Origin of the sequence: Sphingobium sp. B11D3D (assembly GCF_025961755.1) — a bacterium.
Taxonomy (GTDB): domain Bacteria; phylum Pseudomonadota; class Alphaproteobacteria; order Sphingomonadales; family Sphingomonadaceae; genus Sphingobium.
The window spans coordinates 2,574,202-2,587,646 of record NZ_JAOQOG010000001.1 but is presented as its reverse complement, the minus strand read 5'-3'; the positions used below and the strand labels follow the sequence as shown (position 1 = coordinate 2,587,646).

General features: G+C 61.5%; 15 protein-coding genes and 1 pseudogene. 10 read left to right on the top strand and 6 right to left on the bottom strand.

The window, feature by feature from the left end:
* Positions 1 to 31 precede the first annotated feature (31 nt).
* From M2334_RS12265 to M2334_RS12225, 9 genes are all read left to right on the top strand, one after another.
* Entirely contained in the window at positions 32 to 1,048 is a 1,017-nt protein-coding gene (locus tag M2334_RS12265; RefSeq protein ID WP_264605570.1) for a phage major capsid protein, P2 family, read from the top strand.
* Between the two features lie 117 nt (positions 1,049 to 1,165).
* Positions 1,166 to 2,071 (top strand): phage terminase small subunit, encoded by a 906-nt coding sequence (gene gpM, locus M2334_RS12260; RefSeq protein WP_264605569.1) that lies wholly within the window; start codon positions 1,166 to 1,168, stop codon positions 2,069 to 2,071.
* A 104-nt stretch (positions 2,072 to 2,175) separates the two neighbouring features.
* Positions 2,176 to 2,673 (top strand): head completion/stabilization protein, encoded by a 498-nt coding sequence (locus M2334_RS12255; protein WP_264605568.1) that lies wholly within the window; start codon positions 2,176 to 2,178, stop codon positions 2,671 to 2,673.
* Positions 2,673 to 2,891, top strand: coding sequence for a tail protein X (locus M2334_RS12250; protein ID WP_264605567.1), 219 nt, complete (start codon positions 2,673 to 2,675; stop codon positions 2,889 to 2,891). Before M2334_RS12255 ends, M2334_RS12250 begins: the two co-directional genes overlap by 1 nt.
* Before the next feature lie 3 nt (positions 2,892 to 2,894).
* Positions 2,895 to 3,389, top strand: a complete 495-nt coding sequence (locus tag M2334_RS12245; RefSeq protein ID WP_264605566.1) for a phage tail protein — start codon at positions 2,895 to 2,897, stop codon at positions 3,387 to 3,389.
* On the top strand, positions 3,389 to 4,072 hold the full coding sequence (locus tag M2334_RS12240; RefSeq protein WP_264605565.1) for a phage virion morphogenesis protein: 684 nt from the start codon (positions 3,389 to 3,391) through the stop codon (positions 4,070 to 4,072). The genes M2334_RS12245 and M2334_RS12240 overlap by 1 nt, the downstream gene beginning before the upstream one ends.
* A gap of 351 nt (positions 4,073 to 4,423) precedes the next feature.
* Positions 4,424 to 4,810 (top strand): hypothetical protein, encoded by a 387-nt coding sequence (locus M2334_RS12235; RefSeq protein WP_264592911.1) that lies wholly within the window; start codon positions 4,424 to 4,426, stop codon positions 4,808 to 4,810.
* A complete protein-coding gene (locus M2334_RS12230; RefSeq protein ID WP_264592912.1) occupies positions 4,798 to 5,286 on the top strand; it encodes an ImmA/IrrE family metallo-endopeptidase in 489 nt (162 codons plus the stop codon). The genes M2334_RS12235 and M2334_RS12230 overlap by 13 nt, the downstream gene beginning before the upstream one ends.
* Before the next feature lie 28 nt (positions 5,287 to 5,314).
* Positions 5,315 to 6,430 carry a beta family protein gene (locus M2334_RS12225; protein ID WP_264605564.1) on the top strand — a complete coding sequence of 372 codons (1,116 nt, stop codon included), beginning with the start codon at positions 5,315 to 5,317 and terminating at the stop codon, positions 6,428 to 6,430.
* Here the strand turns inward: M2334_RS12225 and M2334_RS12220 are convergent.
* From M2334_RS12220 to M2334_RS12205, 4 genes are all read right to left on the bottom strand, one after another.
* Positions 6,427 to 7,212, bottom strand: a complete 786-nt coding sequence (locus tag M2334_RS12220; protein WP_264592914.1) for a sce7726 family protein — start codon at positions 7,210 to 7,212, stop codon at positions 6,427 to 6,429. The genes M2334_RS12225 and M2334_RS12220 overlap by 4 nt on opposite strands.
* 369 nt (positions 7,213 to 7,581) lie before the next feature.
* A complete protein-coding gene (locus M2334_RS12215; protein WP_264605563.1) occupies positions 7,582 to 7,962 on the bottom strand; it encodes a hypothetical protein in 381 nt (126 codons plus the stop codon).
* On the bottom strand, positions 7,959 to 8,564 hold the full coding sequence (locus M2334_RS12210) for a glycoside hydrolase family 108 protein (protein ID WP_264605562.1): 606 nt from the start codon (positions 8,562 to 8,564) through the stop codon (positions 7,959 to 7,961). The genes M2334_RS12215 and M2334_RS12210 overlap by 4 nt, the downstream gene beginning before the upstream one ends.
* A complete protein-coding gene (locus tag M2334_RS12205) occupies positions 8,561 to 8,791 on the bottom strand; it encodes a hypothetical protein (protein ID WP_264605561.1) in 231 nt (76 codons plus the stop codon). Before M2334_RS12205 ends, M2334_RS12210 begins: the two co-directional genes overlap by 4 nt.
* A 530-nt stretch (positions 8,792 to 9,321) precedes the next feature.
* On the opposite strand from M2334_RS12205, the pseudogene M2334_RS16750 reads away from it, so the two are divergent.
* A pseudogene (locus tag M2334_RS16750) lies at positions 9,322 to 9,429 on the top strand (PEPxxWA-CTERM sorting domain-containing protein); the annotation flags it as partial.
* Here the strand turns inward: M2334_RS16750 and M2334_RS12195 are convergent.
* Complete coding sequence (locus M2334_RS12195) at positions 9,393 to 13,022, bottom strand: hypothetical protein (protein ID WP_264605559.1); 3,630 nt, start codon at positions 13,020 to 13,022, stop codon at positions 9,393 to 9,395. The pseudogene M2334_RS16750 and the gene M2334_RS12195 sit on opposite strands and share 37 nt — an antisense overlap.
* Positions 13,022 to 13,336, bottom strand: coding sequence for a hypothetical protein (locus M2334_RS12190; RefSeq protein WP_264605558.1), 315 nt, complete (start codon positions 13,334 to 13,336; stop codon positions 13,022 to 13,024). The genes M2334_RS12195 and M2334_RS12190 overlap by 1 nt, the downstream gene beginning before the upstream one ends.
* Positions 13,337 to 13,445 lie beyond the last annotated feature (109 nt).

The window sequence follows — 13,445 nt, the reverse complement described above, 5'->3', positions numbered from 1 at the left end:
CGCGCCTGAAAATTGATCATCGGAGCCAAAAATGCGTAACGAAACCCGCCTCAAATTCGACGCCTATCTTGGCCGGATCGGCGAAATCCATGGCGTGAACGACACCAGCAAGAACTTCTCGGTCGACCCGAGCGTCCAGCAGCGCCTGATCGACAAGCGCCAGGAATCAATCGGCTTCCTCGGCAAGATCAACATCGTGCCGGTGCCCGAGCTGAAGGGCGAGATCATCGGCCTCTCGGTCGGCAATCCGATCGCCGGACGCACCGACACGAGCGGCAATGGTGAGCGCACCACGACCGATCCGTCCGGCCTCGACAATCGCGGGTTCGAGTGCTTCCAGACGAATTTCGACACCCATCTGACCTATGCCAAGCTCGACATGTGGGCGAAGTTCGACGACTTCCAGCAGCGCATCGCCAATCAGATCGCCATCGCCATCGGTCTCGACAACATCCGCATCGGTTGGAACGGCGAGAGCGTCGCGGCGACGACGAACAAGGCCAACTTCCCGATGCTGCAGGACGTCAACAAGGGCTGGCTCAAGAAGCTGGACGAGGAAGCGCCGGCGCAGTTCATGAAGCAGGGCGCCGAAGCCAACAAGGTCACCTATGGCGATGGCGGCGACTATGCCACGCTCGACGCGCTGGTCTACGACATGGTCAATTCGCTGCTGCCGCCCTGGGCGTCCGAGGATCCCGAGCTTGTCGTCATGGTCTCGCGCGACCTGCTGCACGACAAATATTTCCCGATGATCAACGCGGCGATCGACCCGACCGAGCAGCTCGCCCGCGATGTCATCATGTCCACCAAGCGCCTGGGCGGCCTGCCGGCGACGCGCATCCCGTTCATGCCCGCCGGCACGATCGCGATCACCCGCTTCGACAACCTCTCGATCTACGAGCAGGAGGGCAAGCAGCGCCGCCACATCATCGAAAATCCGAGGAAGAACCGCGTCGAGGACTTCCGCTCGTCCAACGACGCCTATGTGATCGAGGATCTCGATTTCATGTGCGCTGCCAAGAACATTCAGGCGGTCGAGGAAGACTGAGAATAACCCCCGCGAGAAGGGGAGGGACAGCAGCGGTTCGGGCTTTGCGCCGAGCCGATGTTGACCGGGCAACCGGTCTAACCTCCCGCTCTCGTCGCCAGTAAGGAGCATCCGCACATGGCCAAGCGCAGCTTTGCCTCCCTTCACCGTCAACGCGTCGCCGCCCAGCTGGCGGCCGAGGCGAGCCAAGCGGACGCCAGTCCCTCGGCCGAGCCGGTCAGCGTCAGTCCGCCCCCGAATTTTACGGCGGGCCTGACTGCCGCGACGCCGGCCGCCAAGGGTAAGCCCAGCCTGGCCGCCGTCCACCGCCAGACGGTCCTCGCGGCCCAGGCGGCGAACAAGGCGCCGGTGGGCCTCGCCGCCGCGCGCCCGGCCGATGGCCCCGCCGCCACAGAATATGAGCTGCTGCTCGCCGCCCTCGGGACGGACATCGCGAGCCTTCGCCAGATCCAGTCGGTCGAGGCCAAGATCGCAAAAAAGGCCGAGCTGATCGAGGCCTATGACGCGCATGTCGATGCAACGCTGCTCGCTGCCACGGAAAGCGGCCAGGCCCTGCAGGATGAGATCGTCGCGACCATGATGATCTGGCGCCTCGACATCGGCGATTTTGCGCGCGGCCTCGATCTCGCTGAGCATGTGCTGCACTTCGATCTGGCTCTGCCGCAAAACATCGTGCGCCAGGCGCCGACGCTTATCGCCGAGGAAGTAGCCGAGGCGGCGCTCAAGGCCTGTCAGATCGACCAGTCCTTTGACCTCGATGTCGTGAATCGCACCATCGATCTCACGTCCGAGAAGGACATGCCGGATCAGGTTCGCGCCAAGCTCTACAAGGCGCGGGGCAAGCTGCTGCTGCGCGAGGCCGAGGCGGCAAAGGACAACGCGACCGCGCCGGCCGGCGCCGAGCAGCACGCCATGGTGAGCGCGCTTGCGGCCTTCCAGCGGGCGCTCGGGCTGCATGAGAACTGCGGCGTGAAAAAGGATATCGAGCGGCTGACCGCAAAGGTCCAAACCGCCAAGGATTGAGCTTGCGCCCCGGCGCCGGGGGGCGGTGAAGAACCAGGCGAGGCCACGCGCCTCCGGTTGGTTCTGATCCCCACCCCCCGCTTGTTTATGGACGGGATTGAGCCATGAGCTTCGTGACTTCACCGCAGCCGCCGGCAACCCCCGATGATCATGTCATCGCCTTTGGTGAGTTCTGGCCTGCGATCGACATCAACGCCTTTCGCGATGCCATGCGCATCGGTGGCAATCTGATCCCCGACGCGCGCGTCGTCGAAGCGCTGGTCGGCGGCCTGATCATCGTCGACGACAATCTCTCCGTCTGGCGCGATTCCCAGATCGCGGCGGGCCATGAGGCGCTGGCGCATATCCCCTCGACCGAGATCACGGTTGGGGCAGGCCAGGCGGCCGTCATCGAGCCGAGGCTTGTCCGCCTTTTCCGGCGCGCGGTCTATGCCTGGGCGACCGCCGACCTGATCGAGACGCACCGCGATGTCTCTGCCACGGCGAGCGGGGTGAATGATGCCAATCAGGTCGAGCTGACGCCCGACGATCATCGTCGCAACGGCACCCACGCCATTCGCGCGATCCTCGGCACCTCGCGCACCGCCGTGGAGCTGATCTGATGGCCACGATGACGGCCAGGGCGCTGCAGGCCGAGACGCTGGACGCGCTGGTCTGGCGTGTCCTCGGCGAAGGGTCCGGCACCGTGGAGCAGGTGCTGGAAGAGAATCGGGATGTCGCCGGCGCCGGCGCATTGCTGGCCGAGGGGCAGGAAATCACTCTTCCGATTGTCACGCGCGAGTCCGGACCGGATCGCGACATCATCCAGCTTTGGGATTGAGCCATGTCGAAAGCCGATGCCCTGCGCGCCTTCATGGTCGAGCAGCTGCCCGAGCTGAAGCGCAATCCCGAAGCCCTGTTAATCTACCTCACCGGCGGGCGCCTGGTCGCGCGCTATCATCCTGAAAATCTCGGTTTCGAGTATCGCGCGCGCCTGTCGATCGACGTGCTGGGCTTCCCCGGCGAGCCGGCGCAGTTCTTCCTGCCGCTGATCCTCTGGCTTCGTCGTCATGAGCCTGCCGCCCTGCAAAACCACGAGATTGCGGAACAGCAGATCGCTTTCGAGGTCGATATCCTTGACAATGGCCGCGTCGATATTTCGGTGTCGCTGCCGAGCGTGGAGGCGGTCGATGTGCTGCCGCAGCCCGGCGGCGGGTACAGGATGACGCTGCGCGAAGAGCCGCCGGCCGACGACATGCCGCTGTCCGACCCGGCCACGCTGCTCAAACGCATCTTCGATCAGAGCGGCGCGCTCATCGTCGGCACCCCGGCGCCCTGATGGCTGACATCGGCGCCCATGACCTGGGCGAGCTGGAGAGCTTCGCAGGCGCGATCCTGCAGTCGTTGCGGCCCGCCGAACGGCGCTCGCTCTTTCGCAAGGTCGCCCGCACGTTGCGAATTAGCCAGCAGCGCCGGATCGGCGCGCAACGCAACCCTGATGGATCGCGCTTTGAAGCCCGCAAGCGCCCCAAAGACCCCGCGCCCGGCGCCTATGCCGTTAAATTTCTGTATCCCGAGGGCGGGAGCGACAAGCCGCGCGTGGTGTTGATGCACAGCTGGGCGCGCCAAGGTCCGCTGATGACCGGCTTCGACGTGCGCGCGGGCGGGATCCGCAGCTTCGAATATGGCAAGGTCATCCGCTGGCTACCCGTGCCAGACGGGGAGCAGAACGCGGGAGCCGGCAAAATGAGGCGCCCGTCGATCCGGCAACGGGCCATGTTCCGCAAGATTCGGCGCAGCGGCCTCATGAACGCCAGCGCCAACGCGCAGGAAGCATGGGTGAGCTTCGCCGGCCGCGTCGCGGCGGTCGCGCGCATTCACCAGCTCGGCCTGTTCGATAAGCCCTCGGCGCAGGGACCGGAGGTGAAGTATGCCATGCGCCAGCTGTTTGGGTTCGCCGCATCTGACAGGTCGGAGATCTTAGATGCAGTCACCGAACATATTCTTGATGTTGCAAATTAGCGGTGATCGACCTGCTTGCAAACAAGCACCAAGATACGACTGCTATCGAAAAGATGGGCGGCCCGACCACAGACGTGGCGACGCGCGTTTGAGTCAGTGGAATGCGCGCCGGCTATCATCATCAATTGATCGGTTTGAGATGCGCGATCATAGGCAGTCCCTCGAAAAGCACATGATTGGCGATGCTGTAAAATCATCTGAGCGGAGCAACAAATCGCTGCATCTGGCGATCTTTCCAGCCGTGCTCGATGAAAGGAGCGATGCGTTATTGCGCATCGACAATCGGAATTCCGCGAACTATCAGAAGATATGCGGTGGGCGAGGCGAGCGATACTAGTTGCGAACATTGCGATGTTCGTCCTGTTGGTACTACTTTTGGATGCGCAGGGCGCAGCGCTCATCCGTCCTGGTGACTGGGAATATAAGGATCTCATTGCGATCCTGCTGACTGTAGTCTCGCTCATCGTGACGTTTATAGGCTTTATTGTGGCTGTCGCCGCGATCTGGGGGTTCCAGACCCTGCGCGGGATTGCAGAACAGTTGGCGGTAGAAACCTCGAAAACAGGAAGTGATAACTACTTCGGTTCGGAGAAATTTAAGGAGCAGGTCGACGCAGCCATTGCCGCCGGTATGGAAACTCGCGCGCGCGACGCGGTGCAGGACGCCTTGCGCGCTTCTATTGTAACGTCCGACTCTGCCCCGGAACATCAGATGCGAGACGAAGAATGGCGCGACTAAGCATCCCTCAGTTGCCTCCGTACGCTGCGGAAGCGATCGCGCGTCATCAGGGTGAGGCACCGGTCAAATTGGGAGCCATTGCCAACGATTTGGGTGTCAAGGTCGTCATCAGCGATTTGCCGCTCGCCGTGTCTGGCATGCTCGTGCTCGACAAAAATGACCGCAAGAGCTGGACGATCAGAGTCAATCGGCACGAACACCGTAACCGGCAACGCTTTACAATTGCTCATGAAATCGCGCATTACGTGCTGCATCGCGACGTCATTGGGAATGAACTCGTGGACGATACCTTTTACCGTAGCGGCCTATCGGAACGGCGCGAGTGGGAGGCAAATGCTCTTGCCGCCGAGATACTGATGCCTTGGCACCTCATTACTCAGATCATGCGGGAAGGTGAGCGGGATGTTGAAAAATTAGCTGAGGCTCTTCAAGTGTCGCCGGCAGCTATGAACATACGCTTGGGGGTCTTGACCTAACAATGCGAGGTCTGGGAGGGGGCGCCATTTGTTGATATCCAAATATTTCCCAAGCCTGACTATTCGTCAGAGTGAAGCGGAAGCCCTCCTTCGGTTGGCTGAGCCCATTAAGGATTCCCTTTTTCCGATTGTTCGCATTCAGGCATGGCCGCACCCGAAGAAGGGCGAAGGCGGGCCAATTGTGAGATCGACCGATCATATTGAGGCCGCGTACGGAAGTCGCCCTGTCGGTATCGACCTCGCCCAGCCACTCCCTCCCTCTGACAAGATTTACAAAACCCAAGATCGCGCCGATTGGGCGGCATTAGGACGCTCAGAAGTCTCAGCGCTTCATAATCCGGTAAACGGATATCAAGCGTGGTGCTCATTTATAGCGAGTGATGAGAGACGCATTCCAGTAGTGCAGTGGACCGATGACGCTGCGATCCTCAGAAGTCAGGTTCAGCAGCTCGCCTCTCTGAACCGAGGGCTGATTTTTCGGTTTCGGCGGTCGCAAGGTTGGAACCTAACACAAGCTGCCGGCCTAACGAATTTCTTCTTAGGCCAAACTCACATCCTGATGATTTACGATTTTGAGCAGATCGGGAACCGCGACGACCTAACCTCGATTGGCATCGCCACCCAAAGCGCAATTCTTTCCTCAAACATGCAAATCTCTGGTGGGTCTCGGACCCATGTATTCATAGCCTCGAGCTTCCCGAGCGAGTTCACGTCGATCGGCGAGGAGTATGCCTGCCTCGCAATCCGAGAGCGGCAGCTTTACGAGATGTTGAAGACTAGTCCTCCTCTCGTCACGTCCGGCATTGACCTGAACTATGGCGACCATGCTGCGATATTCGCATCTGAACGTTTGCCAGCGTTTCGAGGGGTCCCACGCGTCGATTATCCAACCCCTGGCGAATGGATTTATCATCGGCGGCGGGAGGGATTCCAAGACGCAGCCCGTCGCGTGCGTGCCGACGCAAAATGGGATGACGGCAATCTCTGTTGGGGAGCGCAGCGAATTAGGGAGGCTGCTAACGGACACATGAAAGGTTTGGGCGCGCCGGGCAAATGGACGACGATCAGGATGAACATCCACATGCATGTTCAGGCGCAATTCGGGAACGCATCACTGTCGACCGACGAGCCGTGGGTCGATTAACCGGCGAGCAACGCCCTCAATTCAGCGGGGACAGGGCCAAAGCTTTGGCCGACGTGGGTGTATACTTCGGTATCCTCGCATATTTGCCGCATACCGCCGGAGATGGGGAAAACGTTCTTGATCTCGACCGTCCTGTCGGCCTGGTTCCAACGCCTGAGAATTGAAAGATCGTCAGCCTGGATCCTCCGGCGCCTTGTGGCCCGCAGCAAAGCACGGCTATTTGGTCCATATCGCTCCGCGAGGAATGCGAGGACAGCCTGTTTTTTCACGGCATCAGGCAGTTCGACTGCTTTCGCAATCGCGTCCTGGCGGTTGAGCCGGCCGATTAACTGAAAGCGAGCTTGAAGCTCAGTTACAGGAAGCATGGATAGCATCGCATCGACATGCCGATACGGGGAAGGTTCCGGTTCCCTGACGACGCGGATCGGATTCCGGCACCTGAATCCCACCATTTCATAGATTCCGACGTGAGAGCTGACCCGCGACAAGATCGTGTTAATGTGCTTTGTTGCAGCTACGACAGTAACGAAGTCCGCATGGCGGTTGTAGACTTCCAGCTGGCGATCCAAGCGGGTGAGGGTGTCGCGCTCCGTTTTTATCTCAAAACAGTGGATGTCAGTGTGGTCGCACATCACGACGTCAGCTCGCACGCTATGCTTGTCGAAAATGAGTTCGGCCGTTGCCACTGCCTTGGGGGTGAGCAACCCTGCCGAACGGAGAAAATCAAGGAGGGAGGCTTTCGCCATAGCCTCTGGTCGATTATCCGCGGCGGCTTTGCTCAAAGGTTTTTCCTCGCGATATTTCGATATTCGACAGCATTAAGGCGGGCGCCCCTTAGATCGTAGTCCACCGGCAGGCAACCCCGAAGGACATTATGCGCCGCTTGCTACACCGTGACGTAAGGCTCGCGACGCCAAAGCTGTTACCTCGGGCGCGCTGCATTCACCATCGCTTCACAATTCCGAATGATCGCTATCACCGTCGCCAGTCGCTCCTGCACGATTTCCTGCTTCCCGTCCGCTGCAACATAGGCCGACGCCCACGGCGCGACCAAAGCAACGCCCATGCTGTCCGTAAAGGGTTTGCCCAACCAGGCGCTGTAATCCGGCGTGATAGGCACCGGGGCGGCCGCCACAGGCGCATCATAGGCTTTAGGGATGAGGTCGCCACAGCGCGCAGGCGGGGTCTCCACGATGGGATGGCTTCGCACACAGCCGATCAAGCACATGATCGCGAATATCATTGACGGTTTGCGCATTGGAAATTTCCCCCTGTGCCTGGCCAATTGCGGTCTCGATGGCGCGCTCTGTCGCCGCCTGGTTGCCGATCTGATCGATGGCGGCTTGCGCCGCGTTGGCGATGGCCTCGGCCGACCGCGTCGTCTGCTGCGCCTGCGCGGCCGTCCGGTCTTTTCCGCCCGTGCATTTGGCTATGGTGAGCGTCGCCAGCACCGCGACGATCACGATCAGCGCGAGCGGCACCAGGCGCGAGCCGGCGAGCATGTCGCGCGCCTTCGCCAGAAGCGCGCTCACGACCGGCATTCTCTGAAATCGACATTGCCGATCCGGTTGATGGTCCAGCCCGGCATGAAATCTTCATAGGCATTGTCGTTGGAGGCCAGGCGCAGATAGTGGGCGGCCTGCTGGGCATCGAGCAGCTTCACCACCATCTCACACGCTGCTGCCGCCCCGCGTCGCCGCTGGAGATTGCGATAGGCAGCAATCGTGCCCGGCCCGACTTGCCCGTCGACCGCGATGTTCGGATAATCAGCTCCGCGCCGATTCAACGAGTTTAGCGCCGTCTGCAGCCATCGCGAGGGCTGCGCCGGCCCCGCGTTCACGCCACTGTCGATGATCTCTTCGGCGACTGGCCGGGACAGCTCCACCAGCGGCGCGAAGCCCGGCTTTACGATGTAATCGACATGGTAGATGCGGGCCGCCTCGTCCTGCGGCAGCGCCTGTATATCGCCCTGATAGCCATGCTTGCGGGCGACCTGTTCCGTCACGCCATGGTTGGTCGCGCCCCCCGGATCGGACGGATGGTCGACAAATCCGCCCTCGATTGCGAAAATGCCGGAGATGATCGCCACGACGGCCGGCGTGCCCCAGCGGAGGGCCTGTTGCTGCCAGCTCATTTCGCCAGGCCCTTATAGGCGGCGAAGATCGCGCCCAGAGATGCGACCAGCCCGACGATCCACTTGAACCAGCGCAGCCAGGTCTTCGCGGCGCTCCAGGCTTCCACGATCTCCTTGGTGCTCTTGGTCTCCTGCTCGACGACGACCATCCGATTGGAGAGGCCACCCATCGTTTCGCGCATCCCGCGCACTTCACCGATCAGTTGATCGAGTTTTTCAGACAACATCGGCCCGCTCATAAACTGTTCCACCTGTGCCATTTCGGGATTTTGCGCGACTCGGTCGCGCGTGCTGTTAGCCAGCCCACCATTGTGGGAGGTGATTGATGTTGAAGCTTTTTCTGGCGGCCGCTCTGGCCGCAGCTGCCTTGCCTGCACAGGCGGTCACGTTCATCAAATACACGGCGACCGGCACGGGCATTCTTTACGAGAACGCGCCCGACTGGACGCCGGCATATGTGACTGCGACAGCCTATTTTCCGACTGGCGAGATGGGATGTTGGCTGCGATTCCAGTGCACAGTCACTGACACGCAGATGACCTTTCTGGCCAACCCGCAAGAATTCGGCGGGCCGTCGATGTCGCTGACATTCTCTGACGGCGTCGCCGCGCCTCGCACCACCTCGGACGACTTTGTCAGGGGTAGCGTGACCTGGATCTACGGCCAGGCGCAACTGACGGGTCTGACGGTCGAAACTGTCGACATCGCCGATCCGTATCTCGCCTCGGGCTGGGTCTCGGTCGAGGCGCAGCGGCAAGCTGTGCCTGAGCCTGCCACATGGGCCATGATGATTGCCGGCTTCGGCTTGCTCGGTGGCGCGCTTCGTCGTCATACGGCACCGAAGTGGTTGAGCAACGCCAGGTAACGCTGTTCGTCGGCGTCGTTGTTGTTGAGAGGGCCGGGCAGGCTGTACTGGCGCATACCGAACCACTGCATCTGCTCGATCCAGCTATTGTAGGTGACCTTCTCGACGTCGGCGAAATAGCACATGACGCCGCCTACTTCATCGCGAAGGCGGCCGTTGAAGATGGCCGCTTCGGCCTTGTCCTCCGGGCTCGCAAGGCAGGCGGAGACCGCCGCCTTCAAGCCTGCCTGTTGGGCGCTCGGCACCTTGATAAAGGTGTTGTGGTCAAAGCCCTCGTACAGGAAGCCCATCTTAGGGCAGAGTTCGGCCGGCACGCCGTTGGCGAGCATGATACGGCGCGTGCCGTGCTTCAGGAGCTTCAGCTTGTCGACCGTCGTGGCCGCCGTGGTACGGAAGCGGCTGTGGAAGTTGGTCTTGAAGTTGGCGAAGTTCGAGGTGTGCTGCTGTGCCCAAGCAGTCGTCGTGTAATCCTGAGCTTCGCCCGCATAAAACGAGGGCGAGAAGTAATCGATGCCCTGCCAACTGTCGTTCCAGAGAAGATAGCTCGCCACCTGATTAGGCTGGTCGCCGAGGAAGGTGCCAAGGACGCTGGTGAAGCGGTTCCCAAGGATTTCATGGCCGAGGTTTCCGAGCCGCATCTGCTGATAACTCTGCTCCCGGCGAGCCGACGTGTTGATCGAGTCAAACAGCCCCAGCGTCTGGAAGTTTGCGTCGCTGGCCTCCCATACGTCGGTTCCAATGGGTACGGGCGAGGAGGCAACGACCTTTTTGACGACGGCCTGATAATTGCTGGAGCCGCACAGGATGACCTCGCCGGGATTGAACACCCGTCGTGTCTTGCCCGGCGTTACGTTGCCATTCTCGTCCTTGCCGCCGGAGATGACGCCGCCGGTGGGATTCCAGTCTGTGTAAACCTCAAGCGTGATTGAGCCGCCGGACGGCACCGCGACGCCTGGAAGGAAGCCGCGGTTGGCGCCGGCGACCGCCATCGTCCACCATTGCTTGTTGTAGGTGATGTAATTCCAGACCTCGTTGGCGACCTCGCCGGCTGAGCGAGAATAGGTGGGCGCGTGGGCGAGGAAGTATGTGAGATCGTTGGCGACCTTGGTCTCAAGGTGGTTAGCGACCTCGTCATAGGGGAAGGTCCAGAAGAGACTGCCTTTTGTCTGCTTGCAGACGGCTACGCCGAACTCTTTGGTGCCTGCGAAATATGGCCGCTTCGGGTCGACTGACTCCGCCAATGTGACCTTCATGTTGCGCCACCACATGTTCCCCTCGACGCCTCCAAAATTGTCGACGTGCCAGATGGCGGCGACTTGCGGGGTCATGAGTTCGGACGGGTCGTGCTCCTCTCCTGGGGCGAGCACCGGCAGAATAGACAGTTGGAAGCCGCCAGCGGGAACGGTGACGTTGGCGAAACGCACCCAGAGGTTTGTCAGTGCCGTGGCGCTATTCTGTGTGAAACGGGCGCCGCGAGCCGTGATGTTGGACGCTGTGATGTTCTCCGAAGTGTTGACCGAGATGGTGGCGTCCGCGTTGGTAGCTAAATCCCACGCGCCGCTGCGTCCGCCGGGGTTGGCTCCCTCGAAGATGATGGCAGAAATGGCGTGCCCCGGTGGAGGCTGCACGGCCGGCCAGCCATCGGCGTTGAAGTCCTCATCCGGGATATAATACTGAGAACCGTTGGTCAGGTTCTGGTAGCGCCAGGAGACGATCCGACCGCGGTCTTTGACGATATCGACCGGGTTGCCGGCACTGGTCGGAGAGGAGTTGACGCCGAACACATGAGGTTCGATGGCTTCAAATGTAACAACTTCGCCGACTGTCCACTCAGCGAAGCTGTTCACATTGCTCGCCCTGCGCAGCCTGACGACGAAGGATGTGTGCTGCGTCGGGTATTCGATGGTAGCGGTGACGACGCCCCCCACCACGGCCACGGTCTGCGGCGGCAGAATCTCCGCGCCATCGGCAAGTCGCAGCACAATCTCGCAATTCGCCTCTCCGGCAGGGCACGCGCCGGTCAGAGTAAAAGACATCGGCTGACCAGCCACCGGTTCGTTCCAGTCGATAGAACCAATTGCGGGGGCGTTTACGTCCACTGCGAGGACACGCACTCGACCGTACGCGGTTATCGGGAAGCTCGGATTAGCCGTGCCCGTGTTGTTAGGGAAGAAGAGGGCGAAGCTGGTGCTCTCGGGCAATGCCGAACCGGTCGCGTTCACATTTATGCCCTGAGCCCCCGCCGTATCGAGGCGGATCCAACTGGCGCTCTCGCCCGGCAATCTCTTGAAGAGCTTCGCGTACAGATTGCCTTCGCTCCACACGTTCTCAATAGCAAACATGGTGCCGGCAGGGTTGCTACCTCCGGCCCAGTCGCTCAACTGGGTCGGCGGCCATGGCGCGCGCTTGTCCATGGAGGCGTTTGTCTCCCGGATGTCGACGCGGAGCGAGTAACTGCCGCTGGAACTGACCTGCGTGCCGATGAGGCGGCTGGCGTCGTAGTTATTCTGCGGCACCGCGGCGACGAAGGTCTCGACCTCCAGACGGTAGCTGGAGACGCCCGCGTTGAAGATCATGTTCGGGCCGTACTCGCCGCCGGCCGTGATGGCGCTTTCGACCGCAAACTTGCCACTGCGAGTTTTGACCTTGCCGGTCTGCGTGCCGCCGCCTGACGTGAAGCCGAGACTGAGGATGTCCGTGCCCTCTGGCAGCGCCGCTGGATTGATGTCGTGCAGCACTTCATTTTTGGGCGCCATGGCCCAATTGCTGACGTTCTGCTCGGTGCCCACCGTGGCGATAGCGCGCACGCGCTGGCCCGCCGGCGCATCGGCAAATGCCAGAGTGATCAGGGTCTGACCGGAAAGTACCCCGGCGTCCTCCGCTTCCCACGACCATGTCGCACCGGGGAACGCACTGGCTTTTGCGACTTCCCAGCGGCTGTTTGCAGTGTTGTAACGCAGGTCCACCCGGTCGATCTGGACCGCTTCCTGCACCGTCATGGTGAACGCGTCCGACCGACTGGTCGGGTTTGTGCCTGCGTTGGCGGTTGCGATCTGGAATGAAAGCGACGCCGTGTCCGCATGAGCGATAGGCGTCAATCCGGCGACGATCTTGCTACCGCTTGCAATCGCGAGGCGCCCGCCGGCGTCATCGGCCAGAGTGTAGCTGTTTCCTGACTGCCCGGTGATGGTCGCGATCTCAGTACCTGGCGCCAGAGCCTCGACGACGGTGAGGGGGTACACGGTCGGGGCATCCAGCGCGGGGGTCGGTGTTGGCGTGGGCGTCGGGGTGACAGCCGTCAGCGAGGCGGACCACGGCTTGCGGCACCCATCTGCCCCGAAGGCATAGCCGCCAATTTCCTGTGTTTCGTCTACCGCGATCGGAAGCGATGCCACGATCGCGCCGGTCGAGGCGCCGCCGGAGAGAACGGTAAGATTGGCCGGCCCGGTCGTCTTCGTGAAGGTGACAGGAGACAGCAGCCCCATCATCGGCAGAGTGAACACGACACCTGCCTTGGACGGCACTTTCGCCGTGAAGGGCTTGGGTGCGCGTGTCAGGTTCGCGCGCGAGCCGCCACCAAAGCCGCCCAGCATCACGCGGCCCTCTTGATCGCGACGCGCTCGCCCTTTCGGACGTATCGCTGATCGGTCGTGCCATCGAGCCACAACTCGCCGGTGTCGGCATCGGCATCCTTTGCGATGCGCACCTGCGCGTCGCCGCTCACGATGACGATGCGGCAGAGGCACGGGCCGTCAAACGCCTCGGTCTCGGCCTGCTCGCCGTCTGCAAGGTCAAGGGCGATCCCGTCGCCGTCCTGATGGCCAAGCACCGACAGCGCCTGGCCGGAAGAAAGCCGCTGCCAGTTCAGCGAATTGGTGCTGTAACGGGTGATATAGGCCTTCGCCATTGATGCACGCCCCTATGAGATCGGTCTGCAGCAACCTTCGGTCGGGCAGGGCGCGGGCGCCATTTGGGCCGATTGTGAGAACGGTCCTCACAAGAGCGCGCGGGTGCAA

What these genes read in the sequence shown, in the direction of transcription:
- M2334_RS12265 (WP_264605570.1), top strand. Translation starts at nt 32, where the DNA reads ATGCGTAACGAAACCCGCCTCAAATTCGACGCCTATCTTGGCCGGATC.
- gpM (WP_264605569.1), top strand. Translation starts at nt 1,166, where the DNA reads ATGGCCAAGCGCAGCTTTGCCTCCCTTCACCGTCAACGCGTCGCCGCC.
- M2334_RS12255 (WP_264605568.1), top strand. Translation starts at nt 2,176, where the DNA reads ATGAGCTTCGTGACTTCACCGCAGCCGCCGGCAACCCCCGATGATCAT.
- M2334_RS12250 (WP_264605567.1), top strand. Translation starts at nt 2,673, where the DNA reads ATGGCCACGATGACGGCCAGGGCGCTGCAGGCCGAGACGCTGGACGCG.
- M2334_RS12245 (WP_264605566.1), top strand. Translation starts at nt 2,895, where the DNA reads ATGTCGAAAGCCGATGCCCTGCGCGCCTTCATGGTCGAGCAGCTGCCC.
- M2334_RS12240 (WP_264605565.1), top strand. Translation starts at nt 3,389, where the DNA reads ATGGCTGACATCGGCGCCCATGACCTGGGCGAGCTGGAGAGCTTCGCA.
- M2334_RS12235 (WP_264592911.1), top strand. Translation starts at nt 4,424, where the DNA reads ATGTTCGTCCTGTTGGTACTACTTTTGGATGCGCAGGGCGCAGCGCTC.
- M2334_RS12230 (WP_264592912.1), top strand. Translation starts at nt 4,798, where the DNA reads ATGGCGCGACTAAGCATCCCTCAGTTGCCTCCGTACGCTGCGGAAGCG.
- M2334_RS12210 (WP_264605562.1), bottom strand. Translation starts at nt 8,564, where the DNA reads ATGAGCTGGCAGCAACAGGCCCTCCGCTGGGGCACGCCGGCCGTCGTG.
- M2334_RS12205 (WP_264605561.1), bottom strand. Translation starts at nt 8,791, where the DNA reads ATGTTGTCTGAAAAACTCGATCAACTGATCGGTGAAGTGCGCGGGATG.
- M2334_RS12195 (WP_264605559.1), bottom strand. Translation starts at nt 13,022, where the DNA reads ATGCTGGGCGGCTTTGGTGGCGGCTCGCGCGCGAACCTGACACGCGCA.
- M2334_RS12190 (WP_264605558.1), bottom strand. Translation starts at nt 13,336, where the DNA reads ATGGCGAAGGCCTATATCACCCGTTACAGCACCAATTCGCTGAACTGG.